General features: G+C 66.0%; 18 protein-coding genes and 1 tRNA gene. 12 read left to right on the top strand and 7 right to left on the bottom strand.

The window, feature by feature from the left end; all coding sequences use genetic code 11:
• Positions 1–78: 78 nt before the first annotated feature.
• The 9 genes from AC3A84_RS13775 to AC3A84_RS13735 all read left to right on the top strand — a co-directional run bounded on the left by AC3A84_RS13775 (position 79) and on the right by AC3A84_RS13735 (position 7,549).
• The gene (locus tag AC3A84_RS13775; protein WP_487970297.1) at positions 79–516 is read left to right on the top strand and encodes a hypothetical protein; all 438 of its coding nucleotides are present in this window, start codon (positions 79–81) and stop codon (positions 514–516) included.
• Positions 516–998 (top strand): hypothetical protein, encoded by a 483-nt coding sequence (locus AC3A84_RS13770; protein ID WP_487970295.1) that lies wholly within the window; start codon positions 516–518, stop codon positions 996–998. The genes AC3A84_RS13775 and AC3A84_RS13770 overlap by 1 nt, the downstream gene beginning before the upstream one ends.
• On the top strand, positions 995–1,390 hold the full coding sequence (locus AC3A84_RS13765; protein WP_487970294.1) for an NlpC/P60 family protein: 396 nt from the start codon (positions 995–997) through the stop codon (positions 1,388–1,390). Before AC3A84_RS13770 ends, AC3A84_RS13765 begins: the two co-directional genes overlap by 4 nt.
• A complete protein-coding gene (locus tag AC3A84_RS13760; protein WP_487970292.1) occupies positions 1,384–3,852 on the top strand; it encodes a host specificity factor TipJ family phage tail protein in 2,469 nt (822 codons plus the stop codon). The genes AC3A84_RS13765 and AC3A84_RS13760 overlap by 7 nt, the downstream gene beginning before the upstream one ends.
• Before the next feature lie 50 nt (positions 3,853–3,902).
• Positions 3,903–5,783 carry a hypothetical protein gene (locus AC3A84_RS13755; RefSeq protein ID WP_487970290.1) on the top strand — a complete coding sequence of 627 codons (1,881 nt, stop codon included), beginning with the start codon at positions 3,903–3,905 and terminating at the stop codon, positions 5,781–5,783.
• A 124-nt stretch (positions 5,784–5,907) separates the two neighbouring features.
• Complete coding sequence (locus tag AC3A84_RS13750) at positions 5,908–6,261, top strand: hypothetical protein (RefSeq protein ID WP_487970288.1); 354 nt, start codon at positions 5,908–5,910, stop codon at positions 6,259–6,261.
• Position 6,262: 1 nt separating this feature from the next.
• Positions 6,263–6,541 carry a hypothetical protein gene (locus AC3A84_RS13745; RefSeq protein ID WP_487970287.1) on the top strand — a complete coding sequence of 93 codons (279 nt, stop codon included), beginning with the start codon at positions 6,263–6,265 and terminating at the stop codon, positions 6,539–6,541.
• A 1-nt stretch (position 6,542) separates the two neighbouring features.
• Positions 6,543–7,016 carry a hypothetical protein gene (locus AC3A84_RS13740; protein ID WP_487970285.1) on the top strand — a complete coding sequence of 158 codons (474 nt, stop codon included), beginning with the start codon at positions 6,543–6,545 and terminating at the stop codon, positions 7,014–7,016.
• Positions 7,013–7,549, top strand: coding sequence for a DUF2514 family protein (locus AC3A84_RS13735; RefSeq protein ID WP_487970283.1), 537 nt, complete (start codon positions 7,013–7,015; stop codon positions 7,547–7,549). Before AC3A84_RS13740 ends, AC3A84_RS13735 begins: the two co-directional genes overlap by 4 nt.
• Before the next feature lie 65 nt (positions 7,550–7,614).
• On the opposite strand, the gene AC3A84_RS13730 is transcribed toward AC3A84_RS13735, so the two are convergent.
• Positions 7,615–7,699 (bottom strand) — tRNA-Leu (locus AC3A84_RS13730).
• 43 nt (positions 7,700–7,742) lie between these two features.
• On the opposite strand from AC3A84_RS13730, the gene cysM reads away from it, so the two are divergent.
• The 3 genes from cysM to AC3A84_RS13715 all read left to right on the top strand — a co-directional run bounded on the left by cysM (position 7,743) and on the right by AC3A84_RS13715 (position 9,642).
• Entirely contained in the window at positions 7,743–8,648 is a 906-nt protein-coding gene (gene cysM, locus AC3A84_RS13725; RefSeq protein ID WP_092939761.1) for a cysteine synthase CysM, read from the top strand.
• A gap of 130 nt (positions 8,649–8,778) precedes the next feature.
• Positions 8,779–9,339, top strand: a complete 561-nt coding sequence (locus AC3A84_RS13720; RefSeq protein WP_487970591.1) for an NUDIX domain-containing protein — start codon at positions 8,779–8,781, stop codon at positions 9,337–9,339.
• A 75-nt stretch (positions 9,340–9,414) separates the two neighbouring features.
• On the top strand, positions 9,415–9,642 hold the full coding sequence (locus AC3A84_RS13715; RefSeq protein ID WP_092939763.1) for a sulfurtransferase TusA family protein: 228 nt from the start codon (positions 9,415–9,417) through the stop codon (positions 9,640–9,642).
• 128 nt (positions 9,643–9,770) lie between these two features.
• Here AC3A84_RS13715 and galU read toward each other — a convergent pair whose 3' ends face one another.
• From galU to AC3A84_RS13685, 6 genes are all read right to left on the bottom strand, one after another.
• Positions 9,771–10,652 (bottom strand): UTP--glucose-1-phosphate uridylyltransferase GalU, encoded by an 882-nt coding sequence (gene galU / locus AC3A84_RS13710; RefSeq protein ID WP_487970281.1) that lies wholly within the window; start codon positions 10,650–10,652, stop codon positions 9,771–9,773.
• 174 nt (positions 10,653–10,826) lie between these two features.
• Positions 10,827–13,700: a valine--tRNA ligase gene (locus AC3A84_RS13705; protein WP_487970279.1), complete on the bottom strand. Its 2,874-nt coding sequence runs from the start codon at positions 13,698–13,700 to the stop codon at positions 10,827–10,829.
• 201 nt (positions 13,701–13,901) lie between these two features.
• Complete coding sequence (locus AC3A84_RS13700; protein ID WP_487970278.1) at positions 13,902–14,531, bottom strand: VOC family protein; 630 nt, start codon at positions 14,529–14,531, stop codon at positions 13,902–13,904.
• A gap of 285 nt (positions 14,532–14,816) precedes the next feature.
• Positions 14,817–16,094 (bottom strand): heme biosynthesis HemY N-terminal domain-containing protein, encoded by a 1,278-nt coding sequence (locus tag AC3A84_RS13695; protein ID WP_487970276.1) that lies wholly within the window; start codon positions 16,092–16,094, stop codon positions 14,817–14,819.
• 18 nt (positions 16,095–16,112) lie between these two features.
• Positions 16,113–17,210 carry a uroporphyrinogen-III C-methyltransferase gene (locus AC3A84_RS13690; protein ID WP_487970275.1) on the bottom strand — a complete coding sequence of 366 codons (1,098 nt, stop codon included), beginning with the start codon at positions 17,208–17,210 and terminating at the stop codon, positions 16,113–16,115.
• Entirely contained in the window at positions 17,200–18,036 is an 837-nt protein-coding gene (locus tag AC3A84_RS13685) for a uroporphyrinogen-III synthase (protein WP_487970273.1), read from the bottom strand. The genes AC3A84_RS13690 and AC3A84_RS13685 overlap by 11 nt, the downstream gene beginning before the upstream one ends.

The raw sequence follows: 18,036 nt of genomic DNA, 5'->3' as shown, positions 1-18,036 counted from the left end.
GCGGCGCATTCTGCCTCAATGCCTTGCCTCCCTAGCATCAGGGCGGTGCCAGTAGCCTACCCCCCAGACCTCCCCGCGATGCAGAGCGCATCGAAGAGCCGCAGCCAGCCTGCGGCCTTCACCGTGGCCGAGCCGCGCCGAGGCTACGGCTACCGCCAGGCCGTGGGCACCGACACGCCGGTGATCTGGGACTGCCTCTTCCGCTTCAGCGAGCAGGATGCTGTCCGGTTCCAACTGTGGTTCGTCGTGCAGTTGCAGCGCGGGCTGCTGGAGTTCTCCATGCCAATCCGAACCGAGTTCGGGATGGTGTGGCACGTCTGCCAGTTCCTCCCGGAAGGCCTGCTGGATGCCACCGCCGAAGCCGGGGTTTGGACCTTCAAGGCTCAGGTGATGGCGCGCGCGCAGGTGATTCCTGCTGGGTATCTCGAGGCGGCCGGTCTCATCGCCGGCCTGCCGGACTGGTCCATCTGGTCCGAGTACCTGGACCGCGCGATCGCCGCTGCGCCGGAGGCTTGATGGACGCCCGAGAGTTCTGGACCACGAAGAGCCCTCTGCCCGAGTTTCACGCGGTGGTGTTCGAGCACCCGGCGTTCGGCCAGGCCTTCCACCTGGTCGCCAACCAGTTCCAGCCGGTGGTGCTGTCCGGTGTGGAGCACATTCCCACGCCCATGACCGTGAAGCCGCCAGATCAGACTGGCGACGCGACGGCCAAACTGTCGATCGCTTTCCCGCGTGCCGTGGTCGGTCGCGAATTCAAGCGCAAGCTCGCGCTGGTGCGCGCGTCCGGCTCGCGCGAGCCCATCGTGGTGCGCTACCGCGTGTATCTGGGAGACACGAGCGCTCCGAAGGTGACCTGGAATCTCTACGCGGCCGAAGGGCAGGGCGTCACCTTCGGGCCTGAAACGGTGCAGGTCAACGCCACGGCCGACAACCCCATGCGGCGGCTGGCCGGTCCGGTGTACGACCCCGCCGTTTTCACGGGGCTGCAGCTGATATGACGCCCGAACAATTCGCCGACCGCGCCGTCGGTGTGCCCTGGGTGCGCTGGCGCTCCGACTGGCAGGCCATGGATTGCTTCGGCCTGATCGTGCTCTACCACCGTGAGGTGCTTGGCATCGAACTGGGCGAGGTGCCGCAAACCGACATCGCGGCCGGATTCGCGGCTGCTGCGGGCTGGCGAGAGTGCGACCGTGGCGCTGGAGCGACTTGCTTCATGGCCTGGCGCGACGGCGCCCCCCAGCACTGCGGCGTTCTGCTGCCGGGCGACATGCTGCTGCACTCCGAGGCCAATGAGATCCATCCGCCCGGCAGTGTGCGCGTCACGCGCCTGGTGGTGGCCGAGCGTACCTATGGGCCCCTGCGTTTCTACCGCTTTGAGTCGCCATGCTGACCATCTGCCATGACCCCACCGGCGCGCTCGGACGCGACCGCCACGAGCTGGACCCGGGCATCAGCCTGCAGGCCAACATCCAACGGCACCTGCAGAGCGGCGCTGACTGCCGCCTGTTGATCAATGGCCAGGACGTTGACCCGCTCAATGATCCGCGACTGCACGCGCCGCCGGCGCCGCGCGATCAGGTCACCATCATCCGCCGGCCCGGCTTCGGCATTGATGCGATCTACTACCTCTATGCCGCCTACGCGGCCCTGGCCATCTACAGCCTCTATGCCGCCCGCAAGGCGCGCAACGGCACCGCCGGGCAGACCGTCAACGAAAGCCCCAACAACTCGCTGACGGCGCAGACCAACGTGGCGCGGGCCTATCAGGCGATCCCTGACGTCTACGGCTATCGACGCTGCTGGCCTGACCTGATCCAGCCCAGCACGGTCGAGTACATCGACAACCTGAAGTACGTCACCGAGTGGATGTGCATCTCGCGCGGCCGCGGAGACGTCAGCGATGTGCGCTACGCCGAATCGCCGATCGGCGACATCTCCGGCGCCAGCTATGAGGTCTTCGGGCCGGTGGGCGGTGGGAACCACCCGGAGCGCGGCGTGACGACCATCCGCGACGTGGTTGAGGCGTTTGAAAGCCAGGAGGTCAACGGCCAAGAGATGACGGCGGCGGTGCCCTATGCGACGATCCAGCGCGCTGCTGTCGTGCGGGCGGAAGAGGGTGCATCCACCTTCACGATCACGCTGGAGGACCGCGCCGACCTGGCCCAGCTAAAGAGCCTTTCGGGCACCGCCACCACTTCCAGGCTCAAGTTCATCGTGACTGCATTGGGCGGCGCTACGCCGGGTGTGGGGTTCTACGCGGACCGCGCTCTGCTCAGCTTCAGCGTGACCTCCGGCAATTGCACGCTGGTGTTCGGAAGCCCTGATTTCGTGGCTGACGACGTGAGCACGACCGTGAGGATCACGCCCAATGCCGCCACCTACACCAACGTCGGGCCTTTCACCCTGCCACTTGATGCTGACCGCATTCGCTGGAATACCATCTTCCTTCGCGGCCTCGATGGCAGCGTGACGATCCGCGCAGAGTGGTGGGCCATTGATGAAGCTGGCATCGAAATCGCGGGCACGCGCGAGACGCGCGACGACACCTATACCGCTTCCGGGTTCGATCAGCGCTACTTCACAGTCACCGTGGCACCAATGGCGGGATTCCGGCGCTACCGCGTTCGCTTCGTGCGCCTGACCCCCGCGAACGATGACCAGGGCAGCGACCAGGCTAAGCTGGAAGAGCTCTATGCCGTGCGCTACTACGCAGAGAAGCAATTGCCCGGCGTGACGGTGGTGCGCGTCACGACCAAGGCAACGACGGACGCTACCGGCTTCTCTGACCGCAAATTCAACTGCCGGTGGCAGCGCCACTGCCGGGTTTTCTACGACAACGTGAACATCGGACCGACGCGCAATTTCGCCAGGGCCATGGCTCATATGTGGACGCTGGCCGACAACGATCTGGCCGAGCTTGACGTGGACCGCCTGAGCGCCATCAATGCCGAGTTCGGGGAGACATCGCCGCTGCTGCGCTTCGATGGATCTCTGGATGACGCAGAGATGAGCCTGGGCGAGCGCATGCAGATGGCCGCCGATGGAGTCCGCTGCCAGATCTGGCGCGACGGCACGCGCTGGACCGTGACGCGCGAGCAAGCGCGCAGCTATCCAGAGCTGCAGTTGGACTACCGCAACCTTGCCTCGGACGGTGACGGGGCCATCAGCTACTCGGCGCATCTGCCGGCGTCGAATGACGGCGTAGAGCTGGAGTACGTGGAAGAAACCACGCAGGCCAAGAAGTCCTATGTGCGGCTCACCATCGCCAGCGGCGCCGTGGCATTCGGCCAGAGCCAGAACCCCGCCAAGATCAAGATGCCGGCCTGCGCCACTTATGCGCAGGCCCTGAACCGCGCCCAACTGGAGGCGCGCAAGCTGCTGTATCAGCGTGTCACGGTCAGCGATAAGGCCATGAATGACGCCGGCGTGCTGGGGCTGGGTAGCCTCGTGCGCTGGGTGGACCCCGCAGACTTCGCCGGCGACGACGGGCTGCAGGCGGGCGAGGTGATGAGCATCGCTGGCGCGGTCATCACCACCAGCGAGCCGCTGGACTGGAAGGGGGCCACCACCGGCCGCATCCAGTTCACCGGCGCCAACGGCCTCCGCCTGGGCGCGCCGGTTGCGTGCTCGCCGGTTGCTGGCGGCGTGCAACTGGCCAGCATGCCCGATGGCATCTACGTGCGCGGCGATACGCGGCAGCTGGGCAGCCGGTACGCCTTCGCCGTCGGGCTGACGGCCGGCGAGATGGAGGCCGCTGGGCTCTACGTCTGCACGGCCATCCGACCGGACGGCAAGGGCAACATGGATCTCTCGCTGGCCGAATACGACGCGAGGATCTACGCGGCGGACTGAGCCCCCGCCTGTCCCTAGCATCTGATGGCAGTCATCAATCACAGGCTGCCATGGTCACTCCTACCAACAATCCAGTTCCGAGCCAAGCGCCGCAAGATCTGCTCTTCAATGCAGAAAAGCTGGACGAATTCATCAATTCGACAGCAGCGTCCATCGTGGACCGCCGGGGCCACACCAAGCGCACCATCGCGGGCACCCAGCTGGAGATGGACGCCGCCCTGCGCAGTGTCGGCCGCCTGCCGCCGGTGGTCTATGCCGCGGGTTTGTCCATGACCAGCGTGCGCCAGACCGTGGCATATAGCGGGGTCACGTACGCGCCCCGGGCCGACATGCTGCCGTTCACGACGGGCGGCACATTCGAGGTGGATAAATTCGAGGTAGTGCAAGGCATCAGCGGTGCAGATCTCGCAGCGCCCGCAGGTCTTCCTGCATTCGGCTTCCTGGCTGCCGAGGTGCAGAGCATCATGGATAACGCGCTGCCTCTGCAAAGCTATTCTGCGCTGCGAAGCTATACCGGGCGGGCGCTGGGTGTGCGCATTACGCAAAATCGGCTGGCTGGGTTCTTTTTGCGTGATGCATCTATTAGCAGTGCCGACGATGGTGGAACGATCATCGTTGATGGCCTCGGTCGTCGCTGGATTCGTATATTCGACGGATCGGTTATGGCTGAATGGTTTGGAGCTGTCGATAACAATGACGTTGATGTCGGATTGCCTATGGCGAAGGCTTTTGCCGTCGCCACGGCAATCGGAAGATCCGTAGAGCTGGGCGGGTCTGGGAAATATCGCTGGCGTACTTCGCAGATATTTTTATTCAAGAAAAAAACGAGAATATTTTCAAACAACGCTCCCACAATTGTTTGGGACAACCCTGAGAACACTATCGGTGTTTGGTTCCGGCGTGACGCAACAGTGGGCGATTTGTTCAGCGGCTGCGGTTTTGAAGGCATCAACCACGAAGGAGTTGGTAGCGTAGTTGAACGCACTGCAATGCGTTTCAGCGATGCATACGGGCATTACGTGCGTCGATCTTTTGTGAACAATCACCGCAACTTCATACAGCTGTACAACGAAACCGGGTGGACTGAAGGGTTTGAGCTGTCTGGAGTGATGCTTCGAAGTTCTTACCGTTACTTGACCTTTGATCGAGTTGCGGACGGCGCTGGTTCCGCGACAGATTCCTTTGGCCACATGAATTTGAGAGACGTCACTGTGTCTATGGAAACCGCGAACTCTGTTTTCATGGCGGTTGTTGGATCTGCTGGTAAGCGGATGAGTGTTTACAACATACGTGCAGAAAAGCTGCTTGCTTTTTTTGATGGCACGGGGGGCGGCAAGGCGCTCATGCTTGCCAGTGGAAACGCCAAGATATCAGGCGAACTTCACGGTTCTCAAGATTTCTACGGTGGCATATATAACGGCAGCGATCTCGTTCCATTCTTTGCCAATAACGGGGGGCAAATAGATCTACGTGGATGCTACGATGCGGTAGAAATCGTTGATGCCGCAAATATGGTGGGCGTCAAGCCGCGGCAGCTAATAAAAGTTGAACCGTCCTATGCAACTGTTGGAAATCGCCCCGCCGTTAGATTCAAGGGAGCGTTTTTGAGAATGACGGCCAATATCGCGGAGGGTGTGGAGTATATATACGACAGTGGATCGCTTCCGCCGGGCTCCTCATGGCGAATAACCTTATCAATCGGTTCTGATAATTACCAATCTGGATCAGTTTGGGAGGTAAAGACGCTATCGACGAATGAAATTGCCCATGTCGGGAAAATCGTTGGCGACTCAACGGCTCCCGCAATCATTGTGCGCGGTGTTAACGGTTATACCGGCGGAGCATCTTCTCCCAACGTTGGTGCGCGGTTCCAAATTTATCGTCCTGCAGGTACTGCTCTTAACTACTCTGCAGAAATCGAGATGCTCTGAAGGATGAGTGAATATGACGGAACTTAGTTACTTTTGCGCAATCGCTGGCAAAGTTGCAGGCTTGGCGGCCGCTTTTAGTCACTTGGGCTCGCAGTTGAGTGTGTGATCTATGGCAGAGCCAACAATGACCCTTGCACCCGTGCTTGCCGCAAGCGCGAGCACGATCACCCTGGCGCTCATCGGCGTTGATCACTACAGCCTCGTCTGGGGCCTGGTGGGCGCGCTGCTGGCGCTCTACCAGGCCGAAACGATGGGCCGGATCAAGTCCGTAACGTTCGTGGCGCTCTCAACGCTCATCGGCGCCGCGCTGGGCACGGCGGCGCAGGAGTGGTGGGGCGGCACGTCGCGCCCGCTGCTCATCCTCGCCAGCCTCACCGGCGGCTTTGGCGCCCAGGCCATCATCACCACGGGCCTGCGCATTGCGCTGGAGTGGCTGGGCCGCGCCAAGCTGCCCCCACCGCCGGCGGGAGGGGCCTGACATGCTGTCCGCATCCATCAACCTGCTGGCCGGCGTGGCTTCGTGCTACGTGCTGGCTCAGTGCATCACGCGCATCGACTTGATGCGCCGTCGTCGCGGCGGCTTCCTTTGGCTTGCCGTCTATGTGCTCTTCGCCGCCTCGGCCATGGGCCTGCTGTATGAGGCCTGGGCCACGGGCGTGCGCTGGCAAGACCTGCTGGGCCTGCTGGGCACGCTGCTCTATCTCGCTCTCACTGCCCGACGCTGGTCCAGCGGCGAGGCGCAACGCTGTGGAGGCTGAAATGGATCTGCACGACGTCATCACCCAGGTCATCGACCCCGCCCTAGCTCTCATGCCCGCGCGCATGGACAGCCCTCAGGCCCGCGTGCTGATGCTGGCCATCGGCCTGCAGGAATCCCGCTTCGAGCACCGCCGGCAGCTGGGCAACGGCCCGGCCCGCGGCTTCTGGCAGTTTGAGGCCGGCGGCGGCGTGAAGGGCGTGATGACGCACTTGGCCAGCCGGGACGACGCACGACGCATCGCGCAGACCCGCGGCGTGCCGTGGGAGCAGCGCGCCGTGTGGGCCGCGCTAGAGCGCGACGACGTGCTGGCCGCAGGGTTCGCCCGACTGCTGCTGCTGACCGACGCGAAGCCGTTGCCACGGATCGGGGACGTGCACGACGCCTGGGCCTACTACGTGCGCAACTGGCGGCCTGGTAAGCCGCACCCGGATACGTGGCCAGGGCTGTACAAGCAGGCGCAGGCGGCGCTATGAAAGCCTTAGCCGCGTTCATCGACTTGGTGCCGCGCTGGCTCCTGCTGGTGCTGCTGGGCGCTGTCGTGGTGCTGCTGGGCGCGCAGCGCGTGCAGGTCTCCAACGCCCGGACCGATGCCGCCACGGCGCGCGGCGATCTGGACCGCTACCGAACCGACCAGGCTGAAGCCGCACGAACAGCCGAGCGGTCCGCACGCACCAAGGAAACCGAATGGCGAACTGCCATGGAAAAGGAGGCCCGCGATGGTCAAACACGCATCAATCTGGCGCTCGGTGACGCTGCCCGCGCTCGCGCTGCTCTTGACGGCCTGCGCCGCCAGCTCGCCGCCGTTGCCTCCACCGACAGTCCAGCCGCCACGGGTGCCGAGCCTGCCGACACAGGCCCAGCAACCAGTGCCACCGGCGATGTGCTTGCCGACATGCTCGGCGGGGGTGGAGCGGCTCTTGTCGAGCTGGCGCAGTTCGCTGACGCTGCCCATGCCGCCGGGGTTACCTGCGAGCGATCCGCTGCGGCGTTGAGGCCCGAAAAATAGCGAATAGCGGAAACGGGCGAGGAAACGATGCGGAAACTACTGCAAAATCCATAGCAAGACAGCCATGGTGCCCGGGGCCGGAATCGAACCGGCACGCCTTGCGGCGGGGGATTTTGAGTCCCCTGCGTCTACCAATTTCACCACCCGGGCGACGCGAAGAAGCGAAGGGCGAATTATGGCACAGTAGCACCATATGAAGACCTATCCGACCATCGAGGACGCCGTCGGCCGCACGCCGCTGGTGGCGCTGCAGCGCATCGGCGCACAGGACAATCAGGCGCGCGGCAACGTCGTGCTGGGCAAGCTGGAGGGCAACAATCCTGCGGGCTCGGTGAAGGACCGGCCGGCGCTGTCGATGATCCGTCGCGCGGAGGAGCGCGGCGAGATCAAGCCCGGCGACACGCTGATCGAGGCGACCTCTGGCAACACCGGCATCGCGCTGGCGATGGCGGCGGCGATCAAGGGCTACCGCATGGTGCTGGTGATGCCGGAGGATCTTTCCGTGGAGCGCGCGCAGACCATGAAGGCCTTCGGCGCCGAACTGATCCTGACGCCCAAGAGCGGCGGCATGGAATACGCGCGGGACCTGGCCGACACCATGGTGGCGCAGGGCAAGGGCCGAGTGCTGGACCAGTTCGCCAACCCGGACAACCCGCGCATCCACTACGAAACGACGGGCCCCGAACTGTGGGAGCAGACCGAAGGCCGGATCACGCACTTCGTGAGCGCGATGGGCACGACGGGCACCATCACGGGGGTTTCGCGTTTCCTGAAGGAAAAGAACCCCGCGATCCAGATCATCGGCGCGCAGCCCAAGGAAGGCTCGCGCATTCCGGGCATCCGCAAGTGGCCTGAGGAGTATCTGCCCAAGATCTACGACCCGCGCGCCGTTGATGAAACGCTCAGCGTGGGCCAGGACGATGCCGAGGACATGTGCCGCCGCCTCGCGCGGGAAGAGGGCATCTTCGGTGGTATCTCCGCCGCTGGTGCTTGCTGGGCGGCCCAGCAGATCGCGCAGCGCGAGCGCGACGCGACCATCGTCTTCATCGTGTGCGACCGGGGCGACCGCTACCTGTCCACGGGCGTGTTCCCCGCCTGAAGCCTTGGCGGGTTGGGGCGGCCGAACGGCATGCCGGAATGGGTGTGAAATCTGCCGCTAGCGCAATATCTATCTGCGTTTCATGCTATTAATTGTGTAGCAATTGCGCGCTCGATCGGAAGGTGAGGCTCTGGTGTACGAAACCCGTTTTTGCACCCACTGCGCGACCGCGCTGCAACCCTTCACGCTGATGGAAGATGGTGGGCCGAAGGAGCGCCTGCGCTGCCCGGCCTGCGGCTGGACGCACTGGAACAACCCCACGCCGGTCCTCGCCGCCATCGTCGAATACGAGGGCCAGGTGCTGCTGGCGCGCAACGCGGCCTGGCCCGGGCGGGCGTTCGGGCTCATCACCGGCTTCATGGAGGCGGGCGAAACGCCTCAGGAAGGCATTGCGCGCGAAATCAAGGAGGAGACGAACCTCGATGTCGATGTGCAGGCGGGCGATCTGCAATTGATCGGTGCGTACGATTTTCAGCGCATGAACCAGGTCATCATCGCCTACCACGCCGTGGCGCGCGGGGAGGTGCGTCTTTCGCCCGAGCTGGTCGAATACCGGCTCGTCGCACCGTCTTCGGTCATCTGTTGGCCGTCCGGCACGGGGTATGCGCTGGCGGACTGGCTGCGCACGCGCGGGATCGCGCCCCGCTTCGCAGACTTCCAGGCGCCGCGGAGCGCGGAAGATCCGAGCTGACACGGCCGCGGCGCGTACGGCGCGCCTGCACCCGCGAGGCGGCCTAAAATATCCGACCACCTTCAGGAATCACCGATGCACATCCACCAGGAAATCGACACCCGCGGCTTGAACTGCCCGCTGCCCATCTTGAAGGCCAAGAAGGCGCTCGCGGGGATGGTCAGCGGCCAGTTGCTGAAGGTGCTGGCGACCGATGGCGGCTCGCTGCGTGATTTCCAGGCGTTCGCCAAGCAGACCGGCAACGAGCTGGTGGAGCAGCAGACCGTGGGCGAAGAGTTCATCCACGTGCTGCGCCGGCGCTGACGCGGCGCCAGCACCGAGAGCGCCTCGGTGGGCCACGGCACCACGTGTACCGCCCCCGATGCCCAGAAAAAAGGCCCGCAATTGCGGGCCTTGTCGTTGGTGAGCCACCTGTAGGGTGACCGAAACGCTCAGAGAGACAGGTTCTTGAGGTATTTGCGGAAGTCCGCGCCCAACTGGGGGTGGTCCAGCGCGAGTTCGACGTTGGCTTCGAGGAACCCTTCCTTGCTGCCGCAGTCGTAGCGCTTGCCGTCGTAGCGGTAGGCGAACACCTTTTCGCGGCGCATCAGCGCGGCGATGCCGTCGGTGAGCTGGATCTCGCCGCCCACGCCGCGCGGCAGGGCTGCGATCTCGCGGAACACGCCGGGCGTGAGGATGTAGCGGCCGGCCACGCCCAGGCGCGAAGGTGCGTCCTCCGGCGCAGGCTTCTCGACCATGTGCGAAAGTTCCAGCAGGCGGTCGTTGACCGGCTTGCCAGCCACGATGCCGTAGCGGCGCGTGTGTTCTTCGGGCACTTCCTGCACGGCCAGGATCGTGGCCTGCCATTCGGCGAACTGCTCCACCATCTGCTTGAGCACGGGGGGCTTGCCGACCATCAGGTCATCAGCCAGCAGCACGGCGAACGGGTCGTTGCCCACCACGCTGTGCGCGCAATAGACGGCATGGCCCAGGCCCAGAGCCTTGGGCTGGCGGATGTAGATGCACTCCATGTCGTCGGGCACGATGGAGCGTGCCAGCGCCAGCAGGTCGTCCTTGCCCTTCGATTCGAGTTCGGATTCGAGCTCGTAGGCGGTGTCGAAGTGGTCGGGGATGGCGCGCTTGTTGCGGCCGTTAATGAAGATCATCTGCCGGATGCCTGCAGCATAGGCTTCTTCGACGGCGTACTGGATCAGTGGTTTGTCCACGACGGGCAGCATTTCCTTGGGCTGGGCCTTGGTGGCCGGCAGGAAGCGGGTGCCCAGACCTGCCACGGGAAAAACGGCCTTGCGAATCGTTGGAATGGATTTGGTCATGCAATGCGTGCGTGGTGATGAAAGTCGGTGAGGATCATAAAGGCGAGGAAGGTAACGCCCTGTAGTCGATTGCGCCAAATAGCATGGCCCTGCGCATCCTTCGCCGCGTTCATCACAAGCAGGCTGCGAGTCGCAGTGGCCCGCACCCTTCGGGTGATGAACGACGGGTGGGATTCAGCCGAGCCGTGCCAGTTGGTCCTTCAGGCGCGAGAGCGTTGCGCCGAAGTCGGCCACACGCTTCTTTTCCTGGTCGATCACCGCGGGCGGCGCCTTGGCGACGAAGGCTTCGTTGGAGAGCTTGGCACCGGCCTTGGCGATCTCGCCTTCGATGCGCAGGACTTCCTTGGACAGGCGGGCCTTTTCGGCGGCGACGTCGATCTCCATGTGCAGGCACATGCGCGCCTCGCCCACCACCGCGACGGGCGCAGCCTGTGCCGCGGCGGCCCAGGCCGCTTCGTCGTCGAAGACCTTGACTTCGCTCAGCTTGGCCAGGGCCTGCAGCACAGGCGCGGCGCCACGCATGAAGGCCGTGTCGCCCACCACGTAGAGCGGCAGACGCGTGGCGGGCGAGACGTTCATCTCGCCGCGCAGCGTGCGGCAGGCATCCACCAGCGACTTGAGCTTCGCCACATGGGCGACGGCGGCCGGGTCGATTTTCTCGGGCTGTGCGAGCGGGTAGGCCGCAATGCTGACCGACGGGCCCGCGCGGCCGGCCACCGGCGCCACCTGCTGCCAGAGGCCCTCGGTGATGAACGGGATGATCGGGTGGGCCAGGCGCAGGATGGTCTCCAGCGTGCGGATCAGCGTGCGGCGCGTGGCGCGCTGCTCGGCCTCGTTGCCGGTCTGGATTTGCACCTTGGCGATTTCCAGGTACCAGTCGCAGAACTCGTTCCAGACGAAGTCGTAGACCGCATTGGCCACGTTGTCCAGGCGGAACTCAGCGAAGCCCTTGGCGACTTCGGCCTCGACCTGCTGTAGCAGCGACACGATCCAGCGGTCGGCCTGGCTGAACTGCAGGTATTCGCCATCGCATGCGGTGGGCGCGTGGTCGTCCAGGCCGCAATCGCGGCCCTCGCAGTTCATCAGCACGAAGCGGCTGGCGTTCCAGAGCTTGTTGCAGAAGTTGCGGTAGCCCTCGCAGCGCTTGCTGTCGAAGTTGATGTTGCGGCCCAGGCTGGCGAGCGCCGCGAAGGTGAAGCGCAGCGCATCGGCGCCGTAGGCGGGAATGCCCTCGGGGAATTCCTTCTGCGTGTTCTTGCGCACCTGGGGCGCGGTCTCGGGGCGGCGCAGGCCGGTGGTGCGCTTGTCCAGCAGGGGGTCCAGCGCGATGCCGTCGATCAGATCGACCGGGTCGAGCACGTTGCCCTCGGACTTGCTCATCTTCTTGCCCTGCGCGTCGCGCACCAGGCCGTGCATGTACACGTGCTTGAACGGCACGCGGCCGGTGAAGTGCGTGCTCATCATGATCATCCGGGCGACCCAGAAGAAGATGATGTCGTAGCCCGTGACCAGCACGGACGAGGGCAGGTAGAGGTCGTAGTCCTTGGTGGGCGATGCGTCATCCAGCGCCTCGGGCCAGCCGAGCGAAGAGAACGGCACCAGGGCCGACGAATACCAGGTGTCCAGCACGTCGGCATCGCGCGTGAGCTTGGCGCCCGCGCCGGCCTGGGCCTGGGCTTCGGCTTCGTTGCGGGCCACGTACACGTTGCCGGCCTCGTCGTACCAGGCCGGGATCTGGTGGCCCCACCAGAGCTGGCGGCTGATGCACCAGTCCTGGATGTTGTTCATCCACTGGTTGTAGGTGTTGACCCAGTTCTCGGGCACGAACTGCACCTGGCCGGATGCCACGGCGTCGATGGCCTTCTGCGCGATGGACTTGCCGGTAGGGTCGCCCTTGCCGACTTCGCTCATGGAGACGAACCACTGGTCGGTCAGCATGGGTTCCACCACCTGGCCGGTGCGTACGCAGATGGGCACCATCAGCTTGTGCTTCTTGGTCTCGACCAGCGCGCCGGCGGCTTCCAGGTCGGCCACGATGGCCTTGCGGGCCACGAAGCGGTCCATGCCGCGGTACTTTTCGGGGGAGTTCTCGTTGATGGTGGCCTGCAGGGTCAGCACCACGATCATGGGCAGGCCGTGGCGCTGGCCCACCTGGTAGTCGTTGGGGTCGTGCGCGGGCGTGACCTTGACCACGCCGGTGCCGAATTCCTTATCGACGTAGGCGTCGGCGATGATGGGAATCTCGCGGCCCACCAGGGGCAGGGTCACGGTCTTGCCGACGAGTGCGGCGTAACGCTCGTCCTCGGGGTGGACCATCAGCGCCACGTCGCCCAGCATGGTCTCAGGGCGCGTCGTGGCCACCGTGAGGCTGCCGCTGCCGTCGGTGAGCGGGTAGGCGATGTGCCAGAGCGAGCCGTCCTTCTCTTCGCTCTCCACTTCCAGATCCGACACGGCGGACTGCAGCTTCGGGTCCCAGTTGACCAGGCGCTTGCCGCGGTAGATCAGGCCCTGCTGGTAGAGCTTCACGAAGGTGTCGGTCACCACCTTGGAGAGCTTGTCGTCCATGGTGAAGTACTCGCGGCTCCAGTCCACGCTGTCGCCCAGGCGGCGCATCTGGGTGGTGATGGTGTTGCCGCTCTTTTCCTTCCATTCCCAGACCTTCTCCACGAAGTTCTCGCGGCCCAGGTCGTGGCGGCTCACGCCTTGTTCCTGCAGCTGGCGCTCCACCACGATCTGCGTGGCGATGCCGGCGTGGTCCGTACCTGGCACCCACAGCGTGTTGTGGCCCAGCATGCGGTGGTAGCGCGTGAGGCTGTCCATGATGGTCTGGTTGAACGCATGGCCCATGTGCAGCGTCCCGGTCACGTTGGGCGGTGGCAGCTGGATGGCGAAGGCGGGCGCGTTCGCGTCGGGCTGCTGCGTGCCGCGGTGGCCTGCCATGCCGTAGCCGCGGCGCTCCCACTCGGGGCCCCAGTGGGCTTCCAGGGCGGCGGGCTCGAACGATTTGGACAGGCTCTCAAGGCCGGGCTGCGAAGGGGTGTCACTCATGGCGGGCAAATGGAAGGAAAAACGGCATCTTGCGCACAAGATGCCGTGGGGTTGGCGATGGACGATGGCGCCGATTTTACCGGCGCGACCCGCGGAGGCAGGCCGTTCTGGAGGCGGCGGCATCTGCCCGCGCGGATTCAGCGCGAAAGCTGCCTGCAGCGCTCACAAATAAAGCGCATGCAGCTATTGTTTCAATAGCGTTCAGTGGCTGGAGCCGCCGTATTCGGGCCGGTCATTGGTCTGCGGCTTGAGCGGTGCGGCCGCCTGCCCGGCGGCGCGCTGGCGGCGCCATTCCTCCTTGCGCGCCGTCCATTCGCGCAGGCGCTGGTGGGCGATGGTGCTGTCCCTGGCCATTTCTTCGTCGCTCGCCAGCTGTGCAGCCAGTTCCAGGCGGATGCCGTTGGGGTCGAAGAAATAGATGCTCTTGAAGATGTGGTGGTCGGTGACGCCCAGCACCTCGATCCCGTGCGCCTCCAGCCGTGCCTTGGTGCGGGCCAGCTCCTCCACCGTATCGACGCGGAAGGCGATGTGATTGACCCAGGCGGGCGTGTTCGGCGAAGGCTCGGCCTTCACGTCGTCGCCCAGGTCGAAGAAGGCGATGAAGGAGCCGTCGCGCAACCGGAAGAAGAAGTGCGTATAGGGGCAGTATTCGCCCGTACTGGGCACATGGTCGCTCTGGATGATGTGATAGAGCGGCAGGCCCAGGATGTCTTCGTAGAAGTGGCGCGTCTCTTCCGCATCGCGCGCCTTGTACGCATAGTGATGCAGCTGCTGGACGGCAGCCGGAGCCGGCAGCGCGGCGAAGGCGGCGGGGGTCATGACGGCGTTCATGCGAGTCTCCTGGATGTTTTACGAAATTCTACTATTCGTAATTAATTCACGTTAGAGGAATTTCGGCGCAGTGAAGTCGCCAGGGGATATGCCGCTGCGTCCCGGGACGCGCGCGCTGCTGGCCCGCCGATAGCCAGGCTGTGCCGCGAGCGTGGATAGCTGGGGTGTGGCCGGCCTCTGGCCTGCCGTGCCTTGCAGGGAGGGGATGGGGAGGGATGCAGCGTGCGGCGGCGCAGAGGGGCTTGTCCGCTGCCTGTAGAGACGACCGGCGAGCGCCGCTCTGCCTCAGTGCGCCAGCGCCGCGTTCTTCCAGGCGGTGGCGGCAGCCTCGGCGTCGCCGCGTTCCTCGGCCAGTTCGGCCAGGTGGCGCCAGGCGCGGCAGCGCAGCGTGGGGTCACCCAGCTGCTGCGTGGCCTGGGTGAAGCGCTGCTGCGCCTTGCCCCAGAGCTGGCGGCGCAGGCAGGCTGCGGCCGAGAGGTAGAGCAGCGCGGGGTTGCGCGGGTTGTTCTGCTGCGCGGTCTCGATGCGTGCCAGCCACGGGGCATCCAGCCCGTCCAGATGGTTTTCGAGGGTGCGCACCAGCTTCAGTGCCAGCGTCTCGGGCAGGTCGGCTGCCGGATCGGCCAGCCGCTCCCAGGCGGGCTGCAGCCAGCTGCGGCCCAGGGCCGCATCGCCGCCCAGCTGCGCCAGGCGCTGCGCGGCATGCACGGCCAGCTCGGGCATGGCGCGTTCGCCGGGTTCCAGGTCTTGCCAGAGCCGCTGCAGCTGGGCCGTGTCGTGCGCGCCGTCGATCAGTTCCATGGCCAGCCCGCGCACCATGCTCTGCGCGGCGGCCGGCGAGAAGGCGCGGTGCTTGCCCAGCAGCCGGGCGGTGTCCAGCGCGTCCTGCGGGTGGCGCGACATGCGTGCGGCCTTGAGGCGGGCGCGCAGCGCCAGCGTGCGCCGGGCGGCGCCCTGGGGCAGGGCGGCCAGCCATTCGAGCGCAGCGGGCGCGTCGCGCTCGTCCAGCGACCAACGCGCTGCACGCAGTTGCACGCCTTCGCGCAGCTCCAGTTCGCTCAACGGGGCGCGGTCGGGGATGTTGTTCAGTGCGTGATCGAGGTGCGAGGCGCGCGTGGCGCGGTCCTGCAGTGCGTGGGAGGCTTCGGCGGCCACCAGATGGGCCAGCGTGCGCAGCTGTCGGCCGTGCGGCACGGGGGCTCCCGCGCCGTCGAGGGCCCGTTCCTGCGCCAGTGCGGCGACGGCAGCCTTGCGCGAGCGAAGGAAGCGGCCGGCCAGCAGCTGCGACAGCGCATCCATCAGCGCTCCGTGCATGGCCCGTTCCTTCTGCTGCACGCGCCAGCGGCGTGCCTGGCGCGGCAGGGCCAGCAGTGCGGCCAGGCCGCGCAGCGCTGCGTAGATCAGTCCGAAGCCACCGACGGCCAGCACCAGCACCAGGTTGAGCGAAAGGTCGATGCGATAGGGGGGCCAGAACAGCGTCACCGAGCCCTGGTTGTTGCCTGCGAAGAGCGCCACCGCCACGGCGACGCCGAAGAGCCCGAGAAGCCAGAGTGCTGCGCGCATGCGTCGTTGCTCCCGGCTTCAGCGACCCGCGGCGGCGGTAGCCAGCGCGGCCAGGGAATCGTCGATGCCCGGCAGCTGCGCGGTCTTGAGATGGGTCTGCGCCTGCTGCAGCGTGGTGGCCGCGGCCTGGGTGCGGCGCGATGCCGGGTCGAAATACTGGTTGAGCGCCGTGTTGGCTGCTGCCAGATCGGAACGGGCGGAGTCGAGCTGGCGCGCCAGCACGCCCAGCCGGGCGTTGAGCAGCTTGAGCTTGAGGTTCTCGCGCAAGAAGAACGCCTGCTCGGGCGCCAGCAGCATGGCATCGGGCCGGTCGATGCGGGTGACCCGCAACAGGCCGCGCATCTCATCGCGCACCACTTCCCAGGCGCTGGCCAGCACCGCCTGCCAGCGCGGCAGGCCGGCGGTGGATGCTGGCGTTGCCGGGGCGTCGTCGGCGCCTTGTGCCGCAGCCATGCGGCGCATGGCCGATGCGTGTGCCACGGCGTTGAGCAGCGGCAGGTCGTCCACCTGCCGGATCAGGTCGTCGATGCGGCCGAGCAGGCCGGCGGTGTCGGTGACCGAGGCGCGGCCGAGGCGATCCAGGTCGCGTTCGATGGCCTGCTGCACGGGCGCGAGGCGCGGCTGGGCCGAGCGTTCGATGCGCTGCTGCGCGCTGCGCAGCGAGGCTACCAGCGGTTCGAGGTTGCCGGTCAGCTGCGCTTGCTGCTGGGCCAGGCGCAGGCCCGATTCGATGTCCACCACCAGGTTCTCGTCGCGGGTGCGCGAGAGGCTCTGAATGAGCTCTTCGAGCTGGCGGCGCTGCAGGGTGACCTCGTTCAGCCGCGCATCGGCCACGGCCTGCTTGGCGGCGATGTCGCGCGCCAGATCCTGTGCCTGTCGGGCCATGGAGCGGGCCTCGATGGCCTGCGCGCCGGAATCGGCAGACTGGCGCGCCAGCTGTTCCTGGATGCCGGAGAGGCGCTGCCACAGCAGCAGGCTGGCCACCAGGGCGGCCAGCGCGATGCAGCCCAGCGCGGAGAGGCCCAGGCGGGCACTGGCCGACAGCCGTGCGGCAGCGCGGGCGCTGGAGCCAGCGGATGCGGTCGGCGGCAGGCCTGGGGTGGGCTCAGAACTCATACAAGGATTCTATCGACCCGACCACATCCGAAAGAGCGGGCCGGCATTCGTTCACCACGCCGAAACCGACCTTGCGGGCGGCCTCCGCGATGCGTGGATGGGTGCAGAGCGCATGGGCGCGCTGCCAGTCCTGCCCGGGCACGGCGGCCGAGAGGTGGGCGATGGCTTCGGAGCTGCTCAGCAGCCAGATCGAGCCGTCGTGCGCCGCCTGCCGTGCGAGCGCGAGCTGGGGGGCGTCCAGGCGCGGTGCTCCCCGCTCATAGACGGCGATGAAGTCCACCTGCCCGCCGGCCGCTTCGATCTGCCGTGCCAGCCAGTCGCGGCCCCGTCCGCCGGCGGCGCCAGGGCTGGCCGCGGCTTCCGGCGTGGTGCCTCGCACGATCAATACCCGGTCGCCCGGCTGTACCTGGGCCTGCACCTGGTGCCAGAGGGCTTCGGAGTCGAACTGCGCGGCATCCGGGGCGGGGCTGTCGATGGCGGCGGCGGCAACGCCCGCATCCAGCAAGGCTTGCCGGGTGCCGGGGCCGGGGGACCATGCTCTGAATTGAATAGCGTTGGGTGCAGGAGAAACGGGCGCTCCAGCCGATTCTGATCCGAAGAAGTAGTGCACGGCATTGCCGCTCACGAACATGAGCGCGCGCCAGCGGCCCAGGTCGGCGCGGGCCTGCTGCAGTGCGGCCTGCAGCGCCGGCTGCGTGGCCGGGCCGATGGCAATGAGCGGCAAGGCCACTGCCGGCACGCCGCGCTGTTGCAGGTCGGCCACCCACTGGGCCGCGTCGCGCGCGGGGCGGGTGACGATGGCGCGGCGGGCCAGGGCTGCGGGCAT

Source organism: Paracidovorax sp., assembly GCF_057642795.1.
Note: the sequence above shows the minus strand (reverse complement) of the source record. Positions and strands in the feature narration are given on the sequence as shown.

What these genes read in the sequence shown, in the direction of transcription:
- AC3A84_RS13775 (WP_487970297.1), top strand. Translation starts at nt 79, where the DNA reads ATGCAGAGCGCATCGAAGAGCCGCAGCCAGCCTGCGGCCTTCACCGTG.
- AC3A84_RS13770 (WP_487970295.1), top strand. Translation starts at nt 516, where the DNA reads ATGGACGCCCGAGAGTTCTGGACCACGAAGAGCCCTCTGCCCGAGTTT.
- AC3A84_RS13765 (WP_487970294.1), top strand. Translation starts at nt 995, where the DNA reads ATGACGCCCGAACAATTCGCCGACCGCGCCGTCGGTGTGCCCTGGGTG.
- AC3A84_RS13760 (WP_487970292.1), top strand. Translation starts at nt 1,384, where the DNA reads ATGCTGACCATCTGCCATGACCCCACCGGCGCGCTCGGACGCGACCGC.
- AC3A84_RS13755 (WP_487970290.1), top strand. Translation starts at nt 3,903, where the DNA reads ATGGTCACTCCTACCAACAATCCAGTTCCGAGCCAAGCGCCGCAAGAT.
- AC3A84_RS13750 (WP_487970288.1), top strand. Translation starts at nt 5,908, where the DNA reads ATGACCCTTGCACCCGTGCTTGCCGCAAGCGCGAGCACGATCACCCTG.
- AC3A84_RS13745 (WP_487970287.1), top strand. Translation starts at nt 6,263, where the DNA reads ATGCTGTCCGCATCCATCAACCTGCTGGCCGGCGTGGCTTCGTGCTAC.
- AC3A84_RS13740 (WP_487970285.1), top strand. Translation starts at nt 6,543, where the DNA reads ATGGATCTGCACGACGTCATCACCCAGGTCATCGACCCCGCCCTAGCT.
- AC3A84_RS13735 (WP_487970283.1), top strand. Translation starts at nt 7,013, where the DNA reads ATGAAAGCCTTAGCCGCGTTCATCGACTTGGTGCCGCGCTGGCTCCTG.
- cysM (WP_092939761.1), top strand. Translation starts at nt 7,743, where the DNA reads ATGAAGACCTATCCGACCATCGAGGACGCCGTCGGCCGCACGCCGCTG.
- AC3A84_RS13715 (WP_092939763.1), top strand. Translation starts at nt 9,415, where the DNA reads ATGCACATCCACCAGGAAATCGACACCCGCGGCTTGAACTGCCCGCTG.
- galU (WP_487970281.1), bottom strand. Translation starts at nt 10,652, where the DNA reads ATGACCAAATCCATTCCAACGATTCGCAAGGCCGTTTTTCCCGTGGCA.
- AC3A84_RS13705 (WP_487970279.1), bottom strand. Translation starts at nt 13,700, where the DNA reads ATGAGTGACACCCCTTCGCAGCCCGGCCTTGAGAGCCTGTCCAAATCG.
- AC3A84_RS13700 (WP_487970278.1), bottom strand. Translation starts at nt 14,531, where the DNA reads ATGAACGCCGTCATGACCCCCGCCGCCTTCGCCGCGCTGCCGGCTCCG.
- AC3A84_RS13695 (WP_487970276.1), bottom strand. Translation starts at nt 16,094, where the DNA reads ATGCGCGCAGCACTCTGGCTTCTCGGGCTCTTCGGCGTCGCCGTGGCG.
- AC3A84_RS13690 (WP_487970275.1), bottom strand. Translation starts at nt 17,210, where the DNA reads ATGAGTTCTGAGCCCACCCCAGGCCTGCCGCCGACCGCATCCGCTGGC.
- AC3A84_RS13685 (WP_487970273.1), bottom strand. Translation starts at nt 18,036, where the DNA reads ATGCCCGCAGCCCTGGCCCGCCGCGCCATCGTCACCCGCCCCGCGCGC.